The organism is Sphingomonas sp. BGYR3 (genome assembly GCF_025153455.1).
Classification (GTDB): Bacteria; Pseudomonadota; Alphaproteobacteria; order Sphingomonadales; family Sphingomonadaceae; genus Sphingomonas.
Genome location: NZ_JANZNT010000002.1, coordinates 416,909 through 434,421 on the forward strand (window position 1 = coordinate 416,909; position 17,513 = coordinate 434,421).

General features: G+C 66.1%; 16 protein-coding genes. 12 read left to right on the top strand and 4 right to left on the bottom strand.

Annotation, left to right across the window (positions count from 1 at the left end):
• Positions 1-22 precede the first annotated feature (22 nt).
• Positions 23-1,045, bottom strand: coding sequence for a LacI family DNA-binding transcriptional regulator (locus NYR55_RS13880; RefSeq protein WP_260022137.1), 1,023 nt, complete (start codon positions 1,043-1,045; stop codon positions 23-25).
• A gap of 119 nt (positions 1,046-1,164) precedes the next feature.
• Between NYR55_RS13880 and NYR55_RS13885 the strand changes: the two genes are divergently transcribed.
• Genes NYR55_RS13885 through NYR55_RS13900 form a run of 4 tightly spaced genes read left to right on the top strand, consistent with a single transcriptional unit; the run spans position 1,165 to position 4,931 of the window.
• On the top strand, positions 1,165-1,941 hold the full coding sequence (locus tag NYR55_RS13885; RefSeq protein ID WP_260022138.1) for a 2-keto-4-pentenoate hydratase: 777 nt from the start codon (positions 1,165-1,167) through the stop codon (positions 1,939-1,941).
• Positions 1,938-3,242, top strand: coding sequence for an MFS transporter (locus tag NYR55_RS13890; protein WP_260022139.1), 1,305 nt, complete (start codon positions 1,938-1,940; stop codon positions 3,240-3,242). Before NYR55_RS13885 ends, NYR55_RS13890 begins: the two co-directional genes overlap by 4 nt.
• Before the next feature lie 49 nt (positions 3,243-3,291).
• Positions 3,292-4,074, top strand: a complete 783-nt coding sequence (locus NYR55_RS13895) for a polyphosphate kinase (protein WP_260022393.1) — start codon at positions 3,292-3,294, stop codon at positions 4,072-4,074.
• Positions 4,071-4,931, top strand: coding sequence for a PhzF family phenazine biosynthesis protein (locus tag NYR55_RS13900; RefSeq protein WP_260022140.1), 861 nt, complete (start codon positions 4,071-4,073; stop codon positions 4,929-4,931). Before NYR55_RS13895 ends, NYR55_RS13900 begins: the two co-directional genes overlap by 4 nt.
• Positions 4,932-4,992: 61 nt before the next feature.
• Here NYR55_RS13900 and NYR55_RS13905 read toward each other — a convergent pair whose 3' ends face one another.
• Positions 4,993-5,646, bottom strand: a complete 654-nt coding sequence (locus NYR55_RS13905; protein WP_260022141.1) for a carbonic anhydrase — start codon at positions 5,644-5,646, stop codon at positions 4,993-4,995.
• A gap of 157 nt (positions 5,647-5,803) precedes the next feature.
• Here NYR55_RS13905 and lipA point away from each other — a divergent pair, with 157 nt between their 5' ends.
• Complete coding sequence (gene lipA, locus NYR55_RS13910; RefSeq protein WP_260022142.1) at positions 5,804-6,742, top strand: lipoyl synthase; 939 nt, start codon at positions 5,804-5,806, stop codon at positions 6,740-6,742.
• 4 nt (positions 6,743-6,746) lie between these two features.
• Positions 6,747-7,229 carry a type II toxin-antitoxin system RatA family toxin gene (locus NYR55_RS13915; RefSeq protein ID WP_260022143.1) on the top strand — a complete coding sequence of 161 codons (483 nt, stop codon included), beginning with the start codon at positions 6,747-6,749 and terminating at the stop codon, positions 7,227-7,229.
• Here the strand turns inward: NYR55_RS13915 and NYR55_RS13920 are convergent.
• Together NYR55_RS13920 and NYR55_RS13925 are read right to left on the bottom strand one after the other, a co-directional pair.
• On the bottom strand, positions 7,169-7,690 hold the full coding sequence (locus NYR55_RS13920; protein ID WP_260022144.1) for a CinA family protein: 522 nt from the start codon (positions 7,688-7,690) through the stop codon (positions 7,169-7,171). The genes NYR55_RS13915 and NYR55_RS13920 overlap by 61 nt on opposite strands.
• Positions 7,691-7,693: 3 nt before the next feature.
• On the bottom strand, positions 7,694-8,848 hold the full coding sequence (locus NYR55_RS13925) for a bifunctional 2-C-methyl-D-erythritol 4-phosphate cytidylyltransferase/2-C-methyl-D-erythritol 2,4-cyclodiphosphate synthase (RefSeq protein WP_260022145.1): 1,155 nt from the start codon (positions 8,846-8,848) through the stop codon (positions 7,694-7,696).
• Positions 8,849-9,158: 310 nt separating this feature from the next.
• Between NYR55_RS13925 and NYR55_RS13930 the strand changes: the two genes are divergently transcribed.
• From NYR55_RS13930 to NYR55_RS13955, 6 genes are all read left to right on the top strand, one after another.
• Complete coding sequence (locus tag NYR55_RS13930; protein ID WP_260022146.1) at positions 9,159-9,974, top strand: hypothetical protein; 816 nt, start codon at positions 9,159-9,161, stop codon at positions 9,972-9,974.
• Between the two features lie 194 nt (positions 9,975-10,168).
• Positions 10,169-11,167: a tRNA dihydrouridine synthase DusB gene (gene dusB, locus NYR55_RS13935; RefSeq protein WP_260022147.1), complete on the top strand. Its 999-nt coding sequence runs from the start codon at positions 10,169-10,171 to the stop codon at positions 11,165-11,167.
• The gene (locus tag NYR55_RS13940) at positions 11,143-12,267 is read left to right on the top strand and encodes an ATP-binding protein (RefSeq protein WP_260022149.1); all 1,125 of its coding nucleotides are present in this window, start codon (positions 11,143-11,145) and stop codon (positions 12,265-12,267) included. Before dusB ends, NYR55_RS13940 begins: the two co-directional genes overlap by 25 nt.
• Positions 12,264-13,703 carry a nitrogen regulation protein NR(I) gene (gene ntrC, locus NYR55_RS13945; RefSeq protein WP_260022151.1) on the top strand — a complete coding sequence of 480 codons (1,440 nt, stop codon included), beginning with the start codon at positions 12,264-12,266 and terminating at the stop codon, positions 13,701-13,703. Before NYR55_RS13940 ends, ntrC begins: the two co-directional genes overlap by 4 nt.
• Positions 13,704-13,808: 105 nt before the next feature.
• Complete coding sequence (locus NYR55_RS13950) at positions 13,809-16,025, top strand: ATP-binding protein (protein ID WP_260022153.1); 2,217 nt, start codon at positions 13,809-13,811, stop codon at positions 16,023-16,025.
• A gap of 8 nt (positions 16,026-16,033) precedes the next feature.
• Positions 16,034-17,413: a sigma-54 dependent transcriptional regulator gene (locus tag NYR55_RS13955; RefSeq protein ID WP_260022154.1), complete on the top strand. Its 1,380-nt coding sequence runs from the start codon at positions 16,034-16,036 to the stop codon at positions 17,411-17,413.
• Positions 17,414-17,513 lie beyond the last annotated feature (100 nt).

Genomic DNA, 17,513 nt, shown 5'->3' on the forward strand with positions numbered 1-17,513 from the left:
GGAACCGGCCAATATGCCCCGGTCATTCCGCCGGGGCGGTCACCGACGCCCGCCGGATCAGTGTCGACACGAACAGCGAATCGCCCTTTTCTGCCGGAGCCTCGCCATCGCTGATCAGTTTCAGCGCCGCGGCCCGCGCCATGGTCGCGATCGGCCAGCGCACCGTCGTCAGCGGCGGCCACAGATAGGACGCGATGGTCGTATCGTCGAACCCGACGATGGACAGGTCGCGCGGCACCTCCAGCCCCCGTTGCCGCGCGGTGTGCAGCACGCCCGCCGCCATGGCGTCGTTGGAACAGAATACCGCAGTCGGGCGGGGGGACAGGTCAAGCAGCCGCTCGGCCGCGCGCATCCCGGATTCGAACGTGTAATCGCCCTGCGCCATGAAGGTCCGCTGCACGCCGATGCCCGCGGCTTCCATCGCGCTCAGATATCCCTCGGCCCGTTCGGATGCCGACCGGAACCCGATCGGGCCATGGACGAACCCGATCCGGCGATGCCCCGCATCGATCAGGTAATCGACCGCCCCGCGCACCGCTTCGCGGTCGTTCGATGCCACCATGTGCTGGGCATCGTCGAACGCTGCCGACCCCATCCGCACGTAGCGCGTGCCGATCCCCGCACACAGCGCGGCCAGCGAATCATGCTCCGAAATCGGCGGCAACAGCATGACGCCATAGGGGCGCTGCCGTTCCAGAAACCGGTGAATGTCATCCAGCATCGTCGGCGATCCGCGGTCGACGGGATGGACTATCAGCTCGAACTCGGTATCGCGCAGCACCTCCAGCAGCCCCTGCTGCACGTTCAGCACCATGTGCGGATTGGGGTTGTCGTGGATCAGCCCGATCAGGAAATTGCGCCGCAGGGCCAGCGCCCGTGCCTGGGGATTGGGGATATAGCCCAGCCGCGCGATCACTGCCTCCACCCGCTCGCGCGTTTCGGCGTTCAGCAGGGGGGACTGGTTGATGACGCGGCTGACCGTCTTTTTCGACACCCCGGCTTCGCGGGCGACATCGTTGATCGTCGATTGACTGGTTTTCTTCATTTCACTGCCGACCATAACGCCGCCTGTCGCAAAGGCCAATGCGCCCTACTTGTCATTGACACCGGTGTCTGCATATACCCCTCTTGTAACGCCAGATGAAAATGAGGAGGGGGCGTCTGATGCACATGGGTGAAGCCATTGCGCGCGCATTTGTCGCTGCACGCCGTGAGCGCCGCGCGCTGGCGGAATATCCCGGCGCGCTGCCGGCCAGCCTGGCCGAGGCGCACGCGATCCAGGATTTTGCCCTGTCGCTGGTCGATACCCCGGTTGCCGGGTGGAAAGTGGGTAAGATCCCGCCGCCGATGGACCAGGTGCTGGGCCGCGACCGGCTGGAAGGGCCGATCTTCGCCGGCACGGTGGTCGAGGGGGACGGGTGCGCCATGCCCGTCTTTGAACACGGGTTTGCCGCAGCAGAGGCCGAATATCTGCTGCGCATCGCCGCCGCGCCCGAACCGGGCAAGACCGATTTCACGCATGAAGAGGCCGCCGCCCTGCTGGATGCGGTGCATATCGGCATCGAAATCGCCAGCTCGCCCTTTCCGGGCATCAATGCGCTCGGCCCGCTGGTCACCATCTCCGATTTTGGCAATAACCACGGCATGGTGATTGGCGCACCCGTACCCCATTGGCGCGATGGCGACTTTTTCGACTGGCCGGTCGAACTGCGCATCGATGGCGAAGTGGCGGGCACCGCAAGCGCGCGCACGATGCTGGACGGGCCGATCGGCGCGGCTGCATTCCTGTTCGGCACGCTCGCCCGGCGCGGGATCACTGTCCACCCGGGACAATGGATTTCGTCGGGGGCCGTTACCGGCGTCCATCCGGTCCGCCCCGGCCAGCATGTGACGGCAGCCTTTGCCGACATGACGGTCGATTGCACGATCGTCGCGGCATGACCGCCGGCGTCGCCCCTGTCGAAGCGGGCGCGCCGCCCGTCCGCCGCACCGGCCGTGTCCGCTGGTCGATCATCGCGCTGCTGTTCTGCGCCACCACGGTCAATTACATCGACCGCACCATGCTGGGCCTGCTGGCCCCGATGCTGGGCGACGAGCTTGGCTGGAACGAAAATGACTATGGCAACATCGTCACCGCGTTTCAGGCCGCCTATGCCCTTGGCTTTCTGCTCATGGGCTGGCTGGTCGACCGGTTCGGGCCAAAAATCGGCTATGCCATCGCCATCGGCGTGTGGACCATCGGCCATGTCGCGCATGGCTTTGCCTCGTCTGTCGGTGCGTTCATGGCCGCCCGCGTCGTGCTGGGCGTGGGGGAGGCGGGGCATTTCCCCTCCGTCGTCCGCGCCAGCAGCGAATGGTTCCCGCAAAAGGAACGCGCCTATGCCATTGGCTGGGTCAATTCCGCGACGACCATCGGCGTCATCCTGACCGCGCCGACGCTCTGGCTGTTCATGACCTTCATGGGCTTCGGCTGGCGCGAGACGTTTTTCTATACCGGCATCTTCGGCGCGGTGCTGATGATGCTGTGGCTGTGGTGGTACAGCAATCCGCGCGACAAGGCGGGACAGGTCAGCGAGGCGGAACTCGCCTGGATCGAACATGATCCGCCGGAACGCATCGAAAAGCTGGGCTGGGGTCAGGTCGTCCGCACGCGGGAGGCATGGGCCTTTGCCAGCGCAAAGTTCCTGACCGATCCCGTCTGGTTCCTGATGCTGTTCTGGCTGCCGAAATATTTCAGCAGCACCTATAATGTCGACCTCAAGGTCGTGCTGCTGCCGATGATCGTGATGTATCTCCTGTCCGATGTGGGCAGCATCGCGGGCGGCTGGCTGTCGTCGCGCCTGATCCAGTCGGGCCGCACCCCCAATGTCGCGCGAAAAACGACGATGATCCTGGCCGGCCTGTGCGTCCTGCCGCTGCTGTTCGTGTCGGGGCTGGAAAATATGTGGCTGGCGGTCGGCCTGATCGGCCTGGCACTGGCGGGGCATCAGGCGTTTTCGTCGAACCTGCTCGCCGTTCCGCCGGACATGTTTCCGAAACGCGCGGTGGGATCGGTCATCGGCCTTGGCGGCTTTGCCGGCGGGGTGGGCGGCATGATCATGGCCAAATCCACCGGCCTTGTCCTCGATGCCACGGACGGCAATTACACGGTGATCTTTGCCTGCTGCACCGTCGTCTATTTCCTGGCGGTCGGGATGATCCACCTGCTTTCCCCGCGACTTGCGCCGGTACGGATCGGCTGACCGCTTCGCGTGCCCGCGCCATTCATGCTAGGGGATGGCGCGGGAGGCGCTGATGTTCCAACTGTCCGATTACGAAACCGGGGCCGAATTCGACGGGGAATATGCGGATGCGCTAAAGGCGCTGCAGGACCGGCTCGAACGGATTCAGGTCGCGCACATCCTGCACAAGCGAAAGGCGATCGTCGCGATCGAGGGGTGGGACGCCGCCGGCAAGGGCGGGATCATTAAGGCGCTGACCGCCAACCTCGACCCGCGCTGGTTCGAAGTGCACCCCATTGCCGCCCCCACGCCGTTGGAACAGGGCCGGCATTTCCTCTATCGCTTCTGGACGCGGGTGCCGGGGCCGGGCCACATCCATGTCTTCGACCGCACCTGGTATGGCCGCGTGCTGGTGGAGCGCGTCGAACGTTATGCGACCGAGGCCGAATGGCAGCGCGGCTATGACGAAATCAACGAGTTCGAGGCGCAACAGACCGATTGCGGCACCACGCTGGTCAAGCTGTTCGTCCACATCACCCAGGCGAAACAGGACAAGGAATTTGCCGAGCGGCTGGACGATCCGTGGAAACGCTGGAAAACCGGTCCCGATGACTATCGCAACCGCGCCCGCCGCCCCGAATATATCGAGGCGATCCACGACATGTTCGCCCGCACGCACAGCCGCTGGGCACCCTGGACGGTGATCGACGGCAACAACCGCAAGGCAGGCCGCATCGCCGCGCTGACCGCGATCGCGGACCGGCTGGAGGCGAATGTGCCGATGGACCCGCCGCCCGTCGATCCGGGGTTCGAGGCGATGGCCCGTGCAGCGCTGACCGGAAAGGGCGCATGACGATGCAGGATATCGTGCGCGATTTCGTGATGGTCGATGTGTTCGCCAACGGCCCGTTCACCGGCAACCCGCTGCCCGTCCTGCGGCTGGAACGAGATGCCGACACCGCGACGCTTCAGGCCATTACCCGCTGGTTCAACCTGTCCGAAACCGCGTTCCTGTTGCCGCCCGATGATCCGGCGGCGGATTACCGGGTGCGCATTTTCACGCTGGACCGCGAATTGCCCTTTGCCGGGCATCCGACGCTGGGCGCCTGTCACGCGTGGACCGCGATGGGCGGCACGCCAAAGTCGGCGGGGCGCATCGTTCAGCAGTGCGGCATCGGCCTGGTTGAGCTGGCGCAATTCGGCGACACCATCGGCTTTGCCGCGCCGCCGCTGATCCGGTCCGGCCCGGTCGATGGCGATGTGCTGGCCCGGGCGCTGGCGATCCTGCGCCTCGATGCGGAACAGGTGGAGGCGGCGGCATGGGCCGATAACGGCCCCGGCTGGCTGGGCTTGATCCTGCGCGATGCGGATGCCGTGCTGGCGGTCGATCCGGTGCGGGCGCTGGGCATGCGGGCGGAATTCGGCCTGATCGGGCGGCACGCGCCCGGTGGCCCGGCGGACTGGGAAATCCGTACCCTGTTCACCGACGCGGCCGGTATGCTGATCGAGGATCCCGTCACGGGCAGCTTCAATGCCGCCGCCGCCTTGTGGCTGAAACAGGCAGGCCATGTATCGGGGGATTATGTCGCGCGCCAAGGGACGGCCATTGGCCGCGATGGCCGGATCTTCGTCCGCTATGCCGGGGATGTCACCTGGATCTGCGGCCGGGCCGTGACCTGTTTCGACGGCCGGGTGGTCGCCGCGATCTGAACTGAAGCGAGGGGGCAGGGGGCAGGGGCGGCCGGGCAACACCGGCCGCCCCCCCTTTTCATTACGCCAGCGCGGGCGCGGACTTCAGCTGGGATACGAACTCGCCATCCTCGCCCATCGTCCACAATTCGCCGTCGGTGATCGCGAAATAGGCGCCGTGCAGCTTCAGCGTGCCGGCCTCGACCCGCGACTTGACGAAGGGAAAGGTCATCAGGTTGGCCAGCGACGTGCGAACCGTCTCCAGCTCCATTTCGCGGCCCAGGTCCGGGCTGTCGCCGAACTTCGCCTTCACCTTTTCCCGTGCGCCGTCCAGCAGGCTGACCCAGTCATGGACGAACCCGCCATCGCCGCGTTCGGCATCATGGAACATCTCGGTCAGCGCGGCGTGCGCACCGCCGCACTTGCCATGGCCGATCACGACGATTTCCTCGACGCCCAGTTTGGTGACAGCGAATTCCAGCGCGGCCGACACGCCGTGATGGCCCGGCGTCGTCTCGTACGGCGGGACCAGGTTGGCGACGTTGCGCACGACAAAGATTTCGCCGGGCAGGGTGTCGAAAATCTGCGAAGGCTCCACGCGGCTGTCGGCGCAACCGATCACCATCACCTTCGGCGCCTGGCCGTCCTTCAGCTGCGCCCAGCGTTCATGCTGGCGGCGGTAATCCGCCGTGCGAAACCGTTGATATCCGTCGAGCAGGTCGTTGAAATAGGTCATCCGGGCTCCCTTCATCGTTGCGATGTTTCAGCCCCCCACGTCGGACTATAACTCATCGAATGAAAGGGCGGAATGTCATAGCGTGCATCTATGACTGCAATGGATGCAACCGATGCACCTGTTGTGCTGGCGGGCGGCCATCGCTATTTCGCGCAGCATGAACGATCCGACGCCCGTGGCCCGCCCGATTCCGCCTGCTGTCGAGCCGCGTCAGCGCAAACCCGACTGGATCCGGGTCAAGGCGCCAACCTCGCCCGGCTATGCCGAAACGCGCAAGCTGATGCGCGACCTCAACCTCGCCACGGTGTGCGAGGAGGCAGCGTGCCCGAACATCGGTGAATGTTGGACCAAAAAGCACGCGACGGTGATGATCCTGGGCGATGTGTGCACCCGCGCCTGCGCGTTCTGCAACGTCAAGACCGGGATGCCGCGCAAGGTCGATCCGCTTGAGCCGGAACATGTCGCGGTTGCGGCGGCCAAGATGGGGCTTGAACATATCGTCATCACCTCGGTCGACCGCGACGACCTGCCCGATGGCGGCGCCAGCCAGTTCGTCAAGGTGATCGAGGCGCTGCGCCGGAACACGCCGAACACCACCATCGAAATCCTGACCCCCGATTTCCGGAACAAGGCAGAGGCCGCGATCGAGGCGATCGTCGCCGCGCGGCCGGACGTCTATAACCACAATCTGGAAACGGTCCCGCGGCTCTATCCGACGATCCGGCCGGGCGCGCGTTATTATGCCTCGCTGCGCCTCCTCGAAACAGTCAAGCGCCTCGATCCCTCGATCTTCACCAAATCGGGCGTCATGCTCGGCCTGGGAGAGGAACGGATGGAGGTGCATCAGGTGATGGACGACATGCGGTCCGCCGACATCGATTTCCTGACCATGGGCCAGTATCTTCAGCCGACGCCGCGCCATGCCAAGGTGATGGATTTCGTGACGCCGCAGGCGTTCGACGCCTATGCCTCCATCGCGCGGGCCAAGGGGTTCCTGCTCGTCGCTTCCTCGCCGCTCACCCGCTCCAGCTATCATGCCGGCGACGATTTCGCCCGGCTGCGCGCCGCGCGGGAGGCTCGGCTGGCCCGCGGCTGACCGGATGCCAAAGCACACCGAAACCCGCGCCTTGCCCTATACCCCCGATCAGATGTTCACGCTGGTCGCGGATGTCGGCCGCTATGCGGAATTTCTGCCCTGGGTCAGCGCGATCCGCGTGCGATCAGACAGCGATACCGAAATGGTCGCTGACATGATCGTGGGGTTCAAGGGGCTGCGCGAAACCTTCACCTCGCGGGTGAAAAAGGTGCGGCCCGACAGCGTCCATGTCGATTATGTCGATGGGCCGCTGAAATATCTCCACAATGACTGGCGCTTCCGCCCCGATGGACAGGGCGGCTGCCTTGTCGATTTCACCGTGGATTTTCAGTTCAAGAACCGCGTATTCGAAATGCTGGCGGGCCAGGTGTTCGACCGGGCACTGCGCAAGATGATCGGCGCGTTCGAGGAACGGGCAGCCGCGCTTTACGGCGCAGGATCGACGCCCGGCGGCATCAACAGCTCCAGCGCGCACAACGCCGCCTGAAGGCGGATGGCACCGCGCCCCTCGCCGTCGAACAGGCGCGAATCGGCCACCACCTGATTGGGATCGGCGCTGCGGTCGGCGCGGGCGAACACGACCGTGCCGACGGGCTTCTTCGCCGTCCCGCCGCCCGGCCCGGCAATGCCGGTAATCGCCACTGCCACCGATGCGCCGGTTTTCTTCAGCGCGCCCTGCGCCATGCTCCACGCCGTTGCCACCGACACCGCGCCGAATGTCTCCAGCACGTCCAGGCTGACGCCCAGCAAGTCCATCTTGGCATCGTTGGAATAGGTGACCAGGCTGCCCATCAGCACGTCCGACGACCCCGGTATCTCGGTCAGCGCCGCCGCCACCAGCCCGCCGGTGCAGCTTTCGGCCAGCGCGATGGTCCGCCCGGCGGTCCGGTTCGCCACGATCACCGCGCGCGCGCGCTCGACCAGTTCGGGGGGCAACAGGGTGTCCATGCGTCAGCCTTGGGTCCGGGGCAGGGTAATGGTGGCACAGGCCATGGCGGCGATCCCCTCGCCGCGACCGGTAAAGCCCAGCCGCTCTGTCGTTGTTGCCTTCACGCTAACCGCGCCGGGGCCAAGCTGCAACAGCGCCGCGATCCGTTCGCGCATCCTTTCCCGATGCGGGCCGATCTTCGGCGCCTCGCAGATCAGGGTCAGGTCGACGAAATCGATGATCCCGCCCGCCGCACGGACCAGCGATGCGGCGTGCTCCAGGAACTGTGCAGAATTGGCCCCGCGCCATTGCGGGTCGCTGGGCGGGAAATGCATCCCGATATCGCCCGCGCCGATGGTGCCCAGCAGCGCATCGGTGATGGCGTGCAGTGCGACATCGGCATCGCTGTGCCCGGCCAGCCCCTTGTCATGCGGGATCAGCACGCCGCCCAGCCACAGTTCCTCGCCCGCGGCCAGCCGGTGGACGTCATATCCGGTGGCGCTGCGGCTGACCCAGGCGGGCAGGGCGGGGGTCTGGCTCATCGCAAAATCCTCGGCATGAGTGAACTTCTCCAGCGCGCGTTCGCCCGGCACGATCCGCACCGTGCCGCCGATCGCGCGAACCATCTGGGCATCGTCGGTCGCCTCTGCCGCCGCCGGCCAGCGGCGATGCGCCTCGACCAGCGCGTCCAGCCGGAACGCCTGCGGCGTCTGCACCCGCATCAATGCGTCGCGCGGCACCACATCGCCCAGCACCTCCGGCCCGCGCGCCAGCGTGTCCGCAACGGGCAGGGCGGGGATCGCACCCTCTGCCGCATCCAGCGCCGCCAGCAGCCGGTCGATCACCGCATCCGACAGGAACGGCCGCGCCGCATCATGCACCAGCACCCGCGCCGCCCCGCCATTGGCCGCGATCCAGTCCAGCCCCGCCGCAACCGATTCCCGCCGCGTCGCCCCGCCCGTCGTCCATGCGCCATCCGCCCCGACCGCCTCGGCCAGCAACCCGTCCTGACCCGCTCCGATCACACAGACCACCCGGTCGATTCCCGGATGGCCGCTCAGTGCCGCATGACTGTGCGCAATCATCGCCCGCCCGGCCACCAGCGCGAACTGCTTGGGCAGGCTCAACCCGGACCGGCTCCCCGTCCCGGCGGCAACGATGATGGCGATGGTCGTCATCGACAAAGGGGTGGCAGAACGGAAAACATCGCCGCACCCCTAGCGGGCAGGATGGCCACAGGGAAGCCAGACCCCAGATAACGGACGATATTGCTAGTGCCCCCGGTGACGATCCGCCCGCCGCAACCGCATGAACGCGGACAGGCGGCTGGCGACCCCTCAGCGGAAATTGACGCCAGTCGCAGCACAGATACATTGTGGCATCATGTTCGCTCGCCATCTTCTGCCGCTACTCCTTCTCCTTTCAGCTCCTTCGCATGCGGGTGACTGCGCGGGTCGTTGGTCGCTCGCGATGGAGACGGCTCCTCTCATGACGTTTGAAGTCAAACAGACGTCGGAAGGGTGGGCCGGCGTTTGGGAGCGACCAAAAACCTTCCAGAGCGATGGAGAGAAATTCTTCGATGTTTCGGGACCGGTCGTCAGCCACGAAACGCTTGAGGTAAAAATCGAAGGTGACACCTGTGAGCTGACCTTCAACGAAGGTGGGAGCCCATTTGTCTTGCACGTTCTCGATGCTGACCGCGCGGAACTTAGGCACCCGGCATTTCAATCTGAACCTGCGATCCTGGAGCGCACGACAGGCCAGATTGCTCTCGGCCCCTGGGACCCGAATGCGACCTACAGGCGCATCTTTGCCCGGCCAAACAACCCGGAAATGGCGGCAATATTCGAAGCCGACCAAGCTGCGCGAAGGTTCAAGGCCGGGCAAAATGTCGACTGGGCGGCATTGGCCATCGCTGATCGAGAACGCAGACACCGTGTTCAGCAGCTGCTCGATTCTGGCGAGCTTCGCAGCGGGCAGGACTTCCACTACGCGGCCTTTGTGTTCCAGCACGGCGATCAAGCTACCGATTATCTCAAAGCACATGCGCTCGCGGTAATCGCCGTTGCCCGAGGGGAGTCCCAAGCAGTCTGGATCGCGGCCGCCACGCTTGATCGTTACTTGCAAAATATCGGGCAGCCGCAAATTTACGGAACTCAGTTCAGCAAGCGGGGAGATAGTTGGACGCAAGAGCCATATCAGCGCGACGTGCTATCTGATGCGCTCCGCCGAGCCAGCAGGGTGCCAGACCTTGCTGGCCAACAAAAGCAACTCGAAAATTATGAGCAGCGAGGCATCAGGTGAGCCCGTCGGTGCCTACCTCAAGCAGTCTTGCGAACCGTCCGTTTTCCACACATCCTCTGACACTCGCGCTGTAATCCAATAGCGGCCGTTCCCTGCTTGTCAGCCTTTCGGACCGAAGCTGGCCGCCCGTTCCACCGCCCTTGCATCGCCCGGCGTCCCCCTGTATCGGAATGCCTAAATTTCAGGCACATTTCATGCAGAAACTCGCTCCCATCCATGTCGGCCCGGTGCGGATCGACCAACCGGTGCTGCTGGCGCCGATGACCGGCGTGTCCGACCTGCCGTTCCGCACGCTTGTCCGCCGCTATGGCTCCGGCCTCAACGTGACCGAGATGATCGCCAGCCAGGCGGCGATCCGCGAAACGCGTCAATCGCTGCAAAAGGCCGCATGGGATCCGTCCGAGGAGCCGGTGTCGATGCAGCTGGTCGGCTGCACCCCCTATGAAATGGGCGAGGCGGCAAAGCTCAGCGAGGATCGCGGCGCGGCGATCGTCGACATCAACATGGGCTGTCCGGTGCGAAAGGTGACGAACGGCGACGCCGGTTCCGCCCTGATGCGCGATCTGCCGCTCGCCGCCAGCCTGATCGAGGCGGTGGTCAAGGCGGTGAAGGTGCCCGTCACGGTCAAGATGCGGATGGGTTGGGATCATGGCAGCCTGAATGCGCCGGAACTGGCCCGCATCGCGCAGGATCTGGGCGCACAGATGATCACCGTCCACGGCCGCACCCGGAATCAGATGTACAAGGGCCATGCCGACTGGGCCTTTGTCCGGCGGGTAAAGGATGCGATCGACCTGCCCGTCATCGTCAATGGCGATATCTGCACGATCGAGGATGCGGAAACCGCCCTGGAACAATCCGGCGCCGACGGGATCATGATCGGCCGGGGCAGCTATGGCAAACCCTGGCTGCTCAATCAGATGATGGCCTGGTTCGCCGATGGCCGCCGCCTGCCCGATCCCACGCTGGAGGAACAGCACGCGCTGATCGTCGAACATTACCACATGATGCTGGAGCATTACGGGAACGTCACCGGCGTCAACCTGATGCGCAAGCATATCGGCTGGTACACCCGCGGGCTGCACGGCTCGGCGGAATTCCGCAACCGCGTCAATCAGGAAGCCGATGGCAAGGTCGTGCTGGGCATGATCGACGAATTCTACGCCCCATGGCGCTCCCGCGCAGCGGCCTGAAACGGCTGGTCCGGGCGGAGCCGGTGCCGACACCGGCCGGCCCGGGCTTTGCCGAACTGTTCGCGGCCAATCCGGTGGCGACGCTGGTGATCGGGCCGGGCGGCGATGTCGTCCATGCCAATGCGGCTGCCGAACATATGCTCAACCGGTCCGAACGGTCGATGCGCGGCCATGGCCTGGACGGGGTCGTCATCCTGCCGGACGGGTATCAGGAACGGGGCGAGGGGCGGGGCTTTGCCGCGTTCGACATCGATCTGACGCTGCGGCGCGGCGGCCGCATCCGCGCCGATTTTCAGGAAGTGATGATCGCCGATCATCCCGGATGGCGGATCGTCAGCATCACCCATGCCGCCGCCTCGCGCCGCCGCGGGCCGGCCGCGGATCGCAGCGCGGGCGCGCGCGCCGCTATCGGTGCCGCCGCGATGCTGGCGCACGAGATCAAGAACCCGCTGTCCGGCATCCGCGGCGCGGCACAGCTGCTGGGCAGCGCGGGCGGCGATGCGGAAAGCCAGGGCGAGCTTACCCGCCTGATCACGACAGAGGTTGACCGGATCGCCGCGCTGATCGACCGGATGCAGGATTTCACCGACACCCGCCCGCCGGTCCTGAAACCCACCAACATCTATCCGCTGCTCGCCCATGCCCGCCATGTGGCCGAGGCCGGTTTCGCCCGGCATCTGGCGATCGAGGAACGCTTCGACCCCTCCCTGCCGCCCGTGCTGATCGATGGCGACGCCTTTGTTCAGGTGCTGATCAACCTGATGAAGAACGCGGCCGAAGCCCTTGAAACCACGGCCAATCCCCGCCTGATCCTGGCCACCGCCTATCGCCATGGCATGTCGGTCAATCTGGGCGGCGGCCGTCCGCGTATGCCGCTGCCCATCGAATTGCTGGTGATGGACAACGGCCCCGGCGCGCCTGCCGATATCGCCGAACATCTGTTCGAACCGTTCGTGTCCAGCAAGCGGGAGGGGAAGGGGCTGGGCCTGCCGCTCGTCGAAAAACTGATCGGCCAGATGGGCGGCTTCGTCCAGTATTCGCGTGAGGGAGAGCCAGAGATGACCGTATTCCGCCTGCTGCTGCCCAGGGCTTCGGCATGAGCGGTACGGTGCTGGTCGTCGACGATGACGCCGCGATCCGCATGGTGGTGTCGCAATCGCTGAAACGGGCGGGGCACGAAGTACAGGCGGTGGCATCGCTGGCCGAAATGCGCGCGGCTTTGGCCCGGCGGCGGCCCGATGTGCTGCTGACCGATGTGGTCCTGCCCGATGGCGACGGGATCGAAATGGCGGCCGCGATGCGGGCAGAGGTGCCGGACCTGCCGATCATCGTCTTTTCGGCACAGAACACGCTGTCCACTGCCGTCCGCGCGAACGAGGCGGGGGCATTCGACTATCTGCCCAAACCGTTCGACCTCGATCAGCTGTCGGCCACCATCGCCAGCGCGCTGGCGCGGGGCGAGCGGGCGGCCGCCGATCCGCTGGACGATGCCGACCGCGCCCTGCCGCTGATCGGCCGCTCTGCCGCGATGCAGGAGGTGTACCGGGTGATCGCCCGCGTCGTCGCCAACGATCTGACCGTGCTGGTCACCGGCGAAAGCGGGACGGGCAAGGAACTGGTGGCCCGCGCGATCCACGATCTTGGCCCGCGCCGCCGTTCGCCCTTTGTCGCGATCAACGTCGCCGCCATCCCGCGCGATTTGATTGAGGCGGAGCTGTTCGGCCATGAACGCGGCGCCTTTACCGGGGCACAGGCGCGTCAGGCGGGCCGGTTCGAACAGGCGGCGGGCGGCACGCTGTTCCTCGACGAAATCGGCGACATGCCGATGGAGGCGCAGACGCGGCTGCTGCGCGTGCTGCAACAGGGCGAATTCACCACGGTCGGCGGCTCCCGCCTGATCCGTGCCGATGTCCGCATCGTCGCGGCAACGAACAAGGATCTGGCGCAACAGGTCGCCGCCGGTCAGTTCCGCGAGGATCTGTTCTACCGGCTCAACGTCGTGCCGATCGCCATGCCGCCGTTGCGCGAACGGCGACAGGATGTGCCGTTGCTCGCCCGCCATTTCCTCGATCGCGCCGCCGATGCCGGGCTGCCGCACAAGCGGCTGGGGGAAGAGGCGCTGCGGCTGCTGGAGGCGCATGACTGGCCGGGCAATGTGCGCGAACTGGAAAACCTGATGCGCCGCCTCGCCGCGCTCGGCCGGGACGATGTGATCGGCGTTTCGGATCTTCAGGCTGCATTCGGCGATGCCCCGGCCCAGATGCCGCCGGTCACCGATGCCGGGGTGGATCATGCCGTGCTTGGCTGGCTCGACCGGCTGGCGATGGAAAACCCCGCCGCGCTTCAGGACGGCAGCCTCTATGACCGGCTGATCGCCGCCGTCGAGCGCCCGCTGTTTCAGGCGATCCTGGCCCGTACCGGCCAGAACCAGGTCCGCGCCGCCCGCGTCCTCGGCATCAACCGCAACACGCTGCGCAAACGGCTGGATCAGATCGGCCTCGATCCGGTGCAGGACCGAAAGGCCGGCCGGGACTGATCGCCCGCCCCATCCCGCCGGGGTGAGACGCCGCCTTTCGCGGCAAATACTGTGTTTTCTCTGCCACGATCCTGTTGTAGCAATGTCACGATGGCGGATTCCGGCGTGATCGCTGAACCTCAAAAGACGCGTTTCGGGCGGGCCGTGACGCCGCTCATCGAATATGGCGTGCTCGCCGCCGCGCTGGCCATGGTTGGCGTCACCTATGCCGTCGTCCGCCGCGGTACGCCGGAGGCGCTGCTTTCCCCGTCGGTCGTTGCGCTGCTGCTGGTTGCCAACCTGATCCCGTGGATGGCGCTGCTGGTGCTGCTCGGGCGCCGGGTGGCGCGCAGCCGTGCCGCGCGTTCGCCGATCGGTGGTTCGGGGCGGCTTCACGTCCGCCTCGTCGCGCTGTTTTCGGTACTGGCCAGCGTGCCGATGCTGTTCGTGACGGTCTTTGCCTCGCTCCTGTTCCAGTATGGCGTCGAATTCTGGTACTCCGATCGCGCCCGCGACATGATTGAACGCGCCGCCAGCCTGGCGAACGACAGCTATGTCGAAATGACCCGCTGGGTGGACCGCGAAAACATTGCGCTGGCCAAGGATATCGCGAACGTCCTGTCCAGCGGCTACGGGTTCGACACGCCCGAATTCGTGACCATCTTCGGCCAAAGCGTCCTTCAGCGCAGCCTTGCCGAATCCATCGTGTTCAGCGTGTCGCCCCAGGGCGAAATCCTGACCTTTGCCCTGCTCGACCCATACGAACGCGGCCTTGCCGGCAACATCCGGCTAGAGGATGTCCGTGAGATTCAGGCGGGCAAGCCCAGCATCGTTCGGGTCAGCGGGGAACGGGTGGATTCGCTCGCGCCGGTACCCGGCACGCCCTATTTCGTTGCCTCTGGCCGCGTGGTCGGCGCACGCGAACTGATGGCCCGCAAACAGCGGGCCGAGGCGGCGGTTGCCGATTATCGCGCCCTGCGAAAACGGTCGCGCGATCTTCAGCTCAATTTCAACCTTGCGCTGATCGGCGTGTCGCTGCTGATCGTCGGGCTTGCCGTGTTCGTGGCGCTTGCCGTGGCTGACCGGCTCGTCCGGCCGGTGGGGGCGCTGGTCGATGCGGCGGGCCGGATCGCGGGCGGCGATCTGGATGCCCGGGTCGCGGATGTGCGTTCCGACGACGAAATCGGCACGCTGGCCAATGCGTTCAATCAGATGACGGGCCGGCTTCAGGAACAGACCAACGCACTGGTCACGGCCAATGCCGAACTGGAATCGCGCCGCGCCCTGATCGAGGCGGTGATGTCCGGGGTCAGTGCGGGCATCGTGTCGATCGACGAGCATCGCCATGTCCGCCTGCTCAATGCCTCGGCCCAGAACCTGCTGCGCACCGATGCGGCGACCGCCATCGGCCAGCCGCTGGCCGGCATCGCGCCGGAACTCGACCGGCTGGTGGCAGAGGGCGCGCGCGACGGCGTGGCTCAGATCGTGGCGGCGGGCGAGGCGCGGACGCTGGCGGTCAAGATCACCCGGGACGAGGATGGCCGCGTCCTCACTTTCGACGACATCACGCAGCAACTGCTGGATCAGCGCCGCGCCGCCTGGTCCGACGTCGCCCGGCGCATCGCGCATGAAATCAAGAACCCGCTGACCCCCATTCAGCTGGCTGCCGAACGCCTGCAACGCCGCTATGGCCGGCAACTGGCGGAGGATGACGGCGTGTTCGGCCGCCTGACCGAAACCATCGTGCGGCAGGTCGGCGACCTGCGCCGCATGGTGGACGAGTTTTCCTCCTTTGCCCGGATGCCGAAACCCGTGTTCCGGGACGAGGCGCTGGTCGATATCGCGCGCCAGGCGGTGTTCCTGCACGAGGTGGCGCATGGCGAGATCGCGTTTTCCATCGACGCGGCCGATCCCGCCGCCACGCTGGTCTGCGACCGGCGTCAGCTGGGTCAGGCGCTGACCAACATCGTCAAGAACGCGGTCGAAGCGATCGAGGCGCGGCCCGACGATGCACCCCCGGGCCGCATCGCGGTGACCATCGCCCATCCCGATGACGCGGTCGAAATCACCGTCAGCGACAATGGCGTCGGCCTGCCGGTGGAGCGGGACCGGATCATCGAACCGTACATGACCACCCGCGCGCGCGGCACCGGCCTTGGCCTCGCCATCGTGAAAAAGATCGTGGAGGAGCATTTCGGCACCATGGCCTTTGCCGACAATCCCGGCGGGGGCACCATCGTCAATCTTCGGTTCGATCCTCAGTTGCTGGCCGGGCTGGCGGGCGAAGAACCGGGCAACGCGACCGAGGACCCCTCGCCGCGGCTCACTCGAACAGGCGCTTAGGACACAAGATGAAGCTTGATATTCTGGTTGTGGACGATGAGCGGGACATCCGCGAACTGGTCGCCGGCGTGCTGGAGGATGAGGGGTATGAAACGCGCGGTGCGGCGGACAGCGATGCCGCGCTGGACGCGATCGCCGCCCGCCGCCCCTCGCTCGTCCTGCTCGATGTCTGGCTTCAGGGGTCGCGCCTCGACGGGCTTGAGCTGCTCGACGAACTCAAGCGGCGCGATCCGTCCATCCCCGTCCTCGTCATTTCCGGCCACGGCAATCTCGACACCGCCGTCGCCGCGATCCGCCGGGGCGCATCCGATTTCATCGAAAAGCCGTTCGAGGCGGAACGCCTGCTCCTGCTCGTTCAGCGCGCCACCGAAACCGAACGGCTGCGGCGCGAGGTTGCAACCCTGCGCGCCTCGATCGGCCGCGACGATGACCTGACCGGCACGTCCGCCGCCATCAACGGCGTGCGCGCGACGCTGAAGCGGGTCGCCTCGACCGGCAGCCGCGTGCTCATCTCCGGCGGCCCTGGCGTCGGCAAGGAAGTCGCCGCCCGCCTGCTGCACAGCTGGAGCCAGCGGGCAGAGGCGCCCTTCGTCGTCATCTCCGCTGCGCTGATGACGCCGGAACGGGTGGAGGAGGAGCTGTTCGGCGTCGAGGAAAACGGCCAGCTCGTCCGCCCCGGCCTGCTGGAACAGGCGCATGGCGGCACGCTGTTCCTGGACGAGATTGCCGACATGCCCGTCGCGACCCAGGCCCGCATCCTGCGCGTCCTGACGGATCAAAGCTTCACGCGCGTCGGCGGCCAGCGGCTGGTCAAGGTCGATGTGCGCGTCGTGTCCGCCACCGCCCGCGACCTGACCGAGGAGATTGCGGCCGGCCGGTTCCGGGAGGATCTGTATTACCGGCTCAACGTCGTGCCGGTGACCATCCCGGCGCTGTCCGACCGGCGAGAGGATATTCCGCCGCTGGTCGAACATTACACCGCCCATTATGCCAGCGAACGGCGCGTCGCCACGCCGCAGATCTCGCCCGACGCGATGGTCGCGCTGCAAAGCTATGACTGGCCCGGCAATGTGCGCCAGCTGCGCAACGTGGTCGAACGCACCATCATCCTGGCCCCCGGCAGCCGCGTCGCCCGCATCGACATCGACCTGTTGCCGCCAGAGGTGCTGCGCGGCCCGGACGAAGGCGACATGGGCATGGGCGCCGCAATGATGATGGGCACGCCGCTGCGCGAAGCGCGCGAGACGTTCGAACGCGAATATCTCCGTGTCCAGATCCGCCGCTTCTCCGGCAACATCTCCCGCACCGCCAGCTTCATCGGCATGGAACGCTCCGCCCTCCACCGGAAGCTGAAACTGCTCGGCATCGCCGAAACGCGGGAGGATTAGGGGGAGGGTTCGTCCGAAGTCACCCCGGCCCTGTGCCGGGGCAATGCGGCTGATCGCCCTCCGGACCGTACCACCCCCCTCGACGCACCCCTCACAACGC

What these genes read in the sequence shown, in the direction of transcription:
- NYR55_RS13880 (WP_260022137.1), bottom strand. Translation starts at nt 1,045, where the DNA reads ATGAAGAAAACCAGTCAATCGACGATCAACGATGTCGCCCGCGAAGCC.
- NYR55_RS13885 (WP_260022138.1), top strand. Translation starts at nt 1,165, where the DNA reads ATGCACATGGGTGAAGCCATTGCGCGCGCATTTGTCGCTGCACGCCGT.
- NYR55_RS13890 (WP_260022139.1), top strand. Translation starts at nt 1,938, where the DNA reads ATGACCGCCGGCGTCGCCCCTGTCGAAGCGGGCGCGCCGCCCGTCCGC.
- NYR55_RS13900 (WP_260022140.1), top strand. Translation starts at nt 4,071, where the DNA reads ATGACGATGCAGGATATCGTGCGCGATTTCGTGATGGTCGATGTGTTC.
- NYR55_RS13905 (WP_260022141.1), bottom strand. Translation starts at nt 5,646, where the DNA reads ATGACCTATTTCAACGACCTGCTCGACGGATATCAACGGTTTCGCACG.
- lipA (WP_260022142.1), top strand. Translation starts at nt 5,804, where the DNA reads ATGAACGATCCGACGCCCGTGGCCCGCCCGATTCCGCCTGCTGTCGAG.
- NYR55_RS13915 (WP_260022143.1), top strand. Translation starts at nt 6,747, where the DNA reads ATGCCAAAGCACACCGAAACCCGCGCCTTGCCCTATACCCCCGATCAG.
- NYR55_RS13920 (WP_260022144.1), bottom strand. Translation starts at nt 7,690, where the DNA reads ATGGACACCCTGTTGCCCCCCGAACTGGTCGAGCGCGCGCGCGCGGTG.
- NYR55_RS13925 (WP_260022145.1), bottom strand. Translation starts at nt 8,848, where the DNA reads ATGACGACCATCGCCATCATCGTTGCCGCCGGGACGGGGAGCCGGTCC.
- NYR55_RS13930 (WP_260022146.1), top strand. Translation starts at nt 9,159, where the DNA reads ATGACGTTTGAAGTCAAACAGACGTCGGAAGGGTGGGCCGGCGTTTGG.
- dusB (WP_260022147.1), top strand. Translation starts at nt 10,169, where the DNA reads ATGCAGAAACTCGCTCCCATCCATGTCGGCCCGGTGCGGATCGACCAA.
- NYR55_RS13940 (WP_260022149.1), top strand. Translation starts at nt 11,143, where the DNA reads ATGGCGCTCCCGCGCAGCGGCCTGAAACGGCTGGTCCGGGCGGAGCCG.
- ntrC (WP_260022151.1), top strand. Translation starts at nt 12,264, where the DNA reads ATGAGCGGTACGGTGCTGGTCGTCGACGATGACGCCGCGATCCGCATG.
- NYR55_RS13955 (WP_260022154.1), top strand. Translation starts at nt 16,034, where the DNA reads ATGAAGCTTGATATTCTGGTTGTGGACGATGAGCGGGACATCCGCGAA.